Raw genomic sequence first — 4855 nt, forward strand, 5'->3', positions numbered from 1 at the left:
ATTGACGGTTTTAAGTTTAAATCACAAATTAACTTGAGTTCAAATGATGATGATACAGAATCTTTCGTTCCCTCATATAACAATGGTTATAATGCAAATGCTTTTGGAAGGCCTGGAGCAACTTTATATACTCAAAGTAACATCAGTTGGTCAGCATCCTTTATTAATACAATTAATTTTATTAAGAAGATCAATAATCACAGAATAGATGCTGTATTAGGTGTTTCATGGGACCAATCTAGGGTAGAATATAATGGTTTAACTTATAGGGGTTTTCCAGATGATTCGAATTTGATTAATACAGGTTCAGCTCAATTTGTAGAATTTCCTTCGAGTGCACATAACCAGAATGGATTAAATTCACTTTTTACCAGAGTAAATTATATCTATAATGATAAATATCTAGCTACATTCACCGCACGTAGAGATACCTCTACAAAGTTTGGTCCCGGAAACCGTTCAGGGTTTTTCCCTTCTGGAGCATTAGCTTGGAATGTACACAATGAAGGTTTTTTTAAAAATCAAAATATTATAGAACTTCTTAAGATTAGAACCAGTTTAGGTAAAACAGGATCAGATAATTTAGATTCATTTTCTTATTTAGCCTATTATAATACCGGAACATTTTATGCCGGAAATGCTGGGATAACTGTTGATAGAATACCAAATGCTAATATTAGATGGGAAGAAACCAATCAGTTTGATATTGGCTTAGAGTTTGGGTTATTTAATAATCGCTTAAACGGGGAAGTTGTTTATTTTAAAAAGAACACTTCGGATATTATTTTGAAAGTTCCAGTTCCAGCTGAAACCGGAAGTGCGTTTTGGGATAGCAATGTGGCTGATGTGTCAAACAAAGGCTGGGAAATTGTGATAGGAGGTGATGTTTTAAGCACTAAAGATTTTAACTGGAATTCATCATTAAACATTTCGTTTATAAAAAATAATGTTGATAGACTAAACGGTGGTTCAACTAATGGAGGTTTAAATATTGGAATATTTGAAGGACATCCAATAGGTAGCATTGAAGGTCCAGTTGTTGTTAAAATTGCTCAAACCCAAGCAGAAATAAATGCTTTAAATGCCGCTTCGCCAACTGGAATATATGATTCAAACTTAAGGTTACCAGGAGACTATATCTTTGAAGATCTTGATGGAGATGGTAGATATACTACAGCTGGTGATCGTAAGGTTTTAGGTGATATTAATCCTGATTATTTTGGTGGATGGAATAATAGAATTACATACAAAAATTGGGATTTAGGAATGAACTGGACTTTTGCAAATGGTATTAAAAAAGATTATGAAGTTATTTCTTTTGGATGGAATTCTAATTCTTGGGACGTGAATGTAGACAAACTAGCAGTAAAAGAATCTTGGACTCCAGAAAATACAGGCGCAAAATATGCCAGATTTGGTTCAAGATCTAATTTTTTCGCAAATAGTAGGTCGGTAATGGACGCATCCTATATTAAGTTGCGCTCTTCCTCTATAGGTTATAATTTACCAAAAAATTTGCTAGATAAGTTAAGTATTTCAAGTGCTCATATTTCATTAAGTGGAAATAATCTTATTACAATAACCAATTATGTTGGTTTGGATCCTGAAGATGCTGCCAGAGATATTTTTTCGACGTCTGGTCATACGGCAAGGCAATCTGGTGATGATGGTAGTTCTTACCCAAATACAAGAACATTTACATTAGGTTTTAATATAACATTTTAGTAAAAATTAAAAACATTAAGAATATGAAAAATTTTAAAAGGAAACCATTTGCTCTTTGTGTTATATTGTTAAGCACATTGTTTTCGTGTCAATTAGCTGAGGATATAGATGATTTTAAACCTCTTTATGCTTTAGAAGCCACTTCTGCTATTGTAGGTGAAACAAGTGCTGAAAATGCCTTAAACGGAGCATATGCAAAATATAAACAAATTGCATTTTCTACTATATCTAGAGGATTATTGTCTGGTGACTTAGTCGTAGGTGGTTATTATAACCGATTTCCAGAAATGGAAGGATGGTCACGTAACGATCCTCCTTCTAATATAGATAGATTTACCCTAAACGACTATTCCGCAATGTATAGTTCAATCAATAATTGTAATTGGTTGATTCAAGAAATTACAAAATTGGATGCTAGCGAGTTTACTAATCTAGAACGTAAAAACGAAATTATAGGGGAAGCTAAACTATTAAGAGCAAATACACATTTTAAATTGTTACAATCGTTTGGTCAGTTTTACGATATGGGCTCTAATTTTGGTATAGATGTTAGATTATTGCCAGCTTCAAGTGATAAAGCTTTTCCAAGAAAAACAGTGACTGAAACCTATACCGCAATTCTTCAAGATTTAAATGATGGAATTTTAATGGCACCAGATTTAAGAGGAGGCGTTAAAGGTTATATGAATAAGTCTTTTGGTAAAGGACTAAAAGCTAAAATACTACTTTACATGGGCAATTATAGTGAAGCTGCTAGTGTGGCTACAGATTTAATTAATACGGGAGGAAGCAATTTTGCTTTAAACCCAACCCATGAAGGTATATTTTTTCCAAAAAACTCTCAAGAATTATTTATGCATCCAGAAGTATTATTTGGGATAATGGGTACACCTGAAGCTAATAGCAGCCTTTATATAGGGCTTGATATAGGGGGTGGTTTTTTTGGTTGGGAACCATATAACATCCTAACTGCAGCCAGTGGTTCTATAGATATAAATGGACAAATGATTAATTTTGATGGAAATAGATTTGAAAATCTTTTTACCCCATCAACTGTATATGTGCCTAGAAAATATAGTACCGACCTGTCTACAGAAAACCATGAAATGTGGATTCAACTTCGTATGGCTGAGGTATACTTAATTTTAGCGGAAGCTGATGCCAGGGCAAACAATGCAGTTACCACTGCAGCTTTAAATGCCTTAAATGCTGTTAGATTACGTGCCGGAGCTACTACTACTGGTACAGATGGGTTTGAAACTTATCCAGCAAGTATTTCGCTAGATCAATTTTTAACGGCTGTTCGCATAGAAAAACAAGTCGAATTGTATCTTGAAACAGGTGAATCTTGGTTTGATTTGGTTCGTTATGATTATATTGATGGTTTTGGAACAGGATTTCAAGTTTCTGATGTCAAAGCATCAGCGACCAATACTGATAAATTTATTCTACCTATTCCGATAAAATCAGTGGAGGCCAGTGGAGGTGTGACAGTTCAAAATCCTTCTTACGAATAATTAAATAATAGCCTAACCTTTTACTTTTTAAAAGGTTGGCTATTATTTACCTTCTTAAAGATTTCAATCCATTAAAATCAACTAAAATGAAAATATTTAGATATACACTAGTTTTGTTAACTCTTACAATTTGGTCCTGCAAAAAAGTAGCTCCAAAAGTTGACTACGTAATCCTTAAAGGAGACATAAAGAACGTAATGGGAAGTGAACTTAGAATAAATTCTATAAAAAGGTTCACTAAAACGATAAATATAAAAGATACGGGAAGTGTTATAGATACACTGTACATAGAAGAAGGTTTATATAGCATCTCTTTCGAGAAAAAAACCTCTGTAAACGTATATATGATGCATGGAGATGTTATAAGTTTTACTGCTGATGCAAAAGATTATTATAAGACTTTAATATTTCATGGTGATAATTCAGGAATCAATAACTTTTATGTAGCCAAAGCGCAAGCATTAAAGGATTTTAGAAAGAATGCTCAAGAAATTTATTTATTGGAAGAAGGTGAATTTGAGCAGAAGATAAAAACTTTTCAAGATGATTTAGAAACGAAATTAGACCAGGTTGCCAGTATTTCAGAAGCATTAAGAACAGCTGAAAAAAGAGCTATTAATTATAATCGAATAGAAAACAAAGACATGTATGAGTCCTTCCATGGCTATTATTCTAAAAATGAAACATTTAAAGCTTCAGAAGGCTTTAAAAAAGAAGTTGAAGAATTAGATTTAAATAACACTGAAGATTTTTTCTTTTCATCAGACTATTACCTTTTAGTAAGCAGTAGATTAAGTAAGGAAGCCTACGAGATTGGAAAAAGAGATTCAATTTCATACGAATTTGCTGAACTTGAGCAAGCTTCAAAACTCGAAAACAAAGCAATTGGCAATCAAATAATGTTTGACAATGTTCGCATACAATTGGCGACGACTTACGATAAAGAATCTTTTTTGGATAAGTTTATGGGGCTATCAACTAATGACGAACACAAACAAAAAATTCAAGACTTATACAATGAACTTGGAATATTAGATGTAGGTAAACCATCGCCAAAATTTGTTAATTACGAAAATTATGCTGGAGGGACATCTTCTTTAGATGATTTAAAAGGAAAATTTGTATATATAGATGTTTGGGCAACGTGGTGTAAACCATGTATATATGAAATTCCATTCTTAGAAGAGATTGAAAATCAGTATCGCGGTAAAGGTATTGAGTTTGTAAGTATTTCTGTAGATAATAATAAAGACCATCAGGTTTGGAAGAATATGATCGCTGAAAAAGAAATGACGGGATTGCAATTGTTTGCAGATAAAAACTTCAACTCTGATTTTATTAAAGCCTACAAAATTAACGGAATACCACAATTTATCTTATTAGACAATGAAGGTAATATAGTACAAGCCAATGCACCAAGACCATCTGAAAAAAAGCTAATAGAATTATTTAACGAATACGGGATTTAATAAAAGCGTACTCAAGATAAAATTAAAATAATACTGATTTTAATAATACTAACTATTTGGTTTGTATACAAGATCACTAAAATAAAACGTAACTAATTTAATTTTAGGTTACGAATTGTAAAAACGGTAAACGTACAACTTAAG

Annotated in this window: 3 protein-coding genes; all 3 read left to right on the forward strand. The window is 32.4% G+C overall.

The genetic code is table 11. The annotated features are described in order from the left end of the window. Window positions 1–1725, forward strand: a 1725-nt coding sequence (locus tag A9996_RS18960; protein WP_157487259.1) for a SusC/RagA family TonB-linked outer membrane protein, incomplete at its 5' end; no start/stop codon positions are given. Between the two features lie 23 nt (window positions 1726–1748). After that, complete coding sequence (locus A9996_RS18965; RefSeq protein WP_066439037.1) at window positions 1749–3242, forward strand: RagB/SusD family nutrient uptake outer membrane protein; 1494 nt, start codon at window positions 1749–1751, stop codon at window positions 3240–3242. A gap of 86 nt (window positions 3243–3328) precedes the next feature. After that, window positions 3329–4711: a TlpA family protein disulfide reductase gene (locus A9996_RS18970; protein ID WP_146608930.1), complete on the forward strand. Its 1383-nt coding sequence runs from the start codon at window positions 3329–3331 to the stop codon at window positions 4709–4711. The last annotated feature ends 144 nt before the right edge of the window (window positions 4712–4855 follow it).

This window comes from Gelidibacter algens (assembly GCF_001678675.1).
Lineage (GTDB): Bacteria > Bacteroidota > Bacteroidia > Flavobacteriales > Flavobacteriaceae > Gelidibacter > Gelidibacter algens.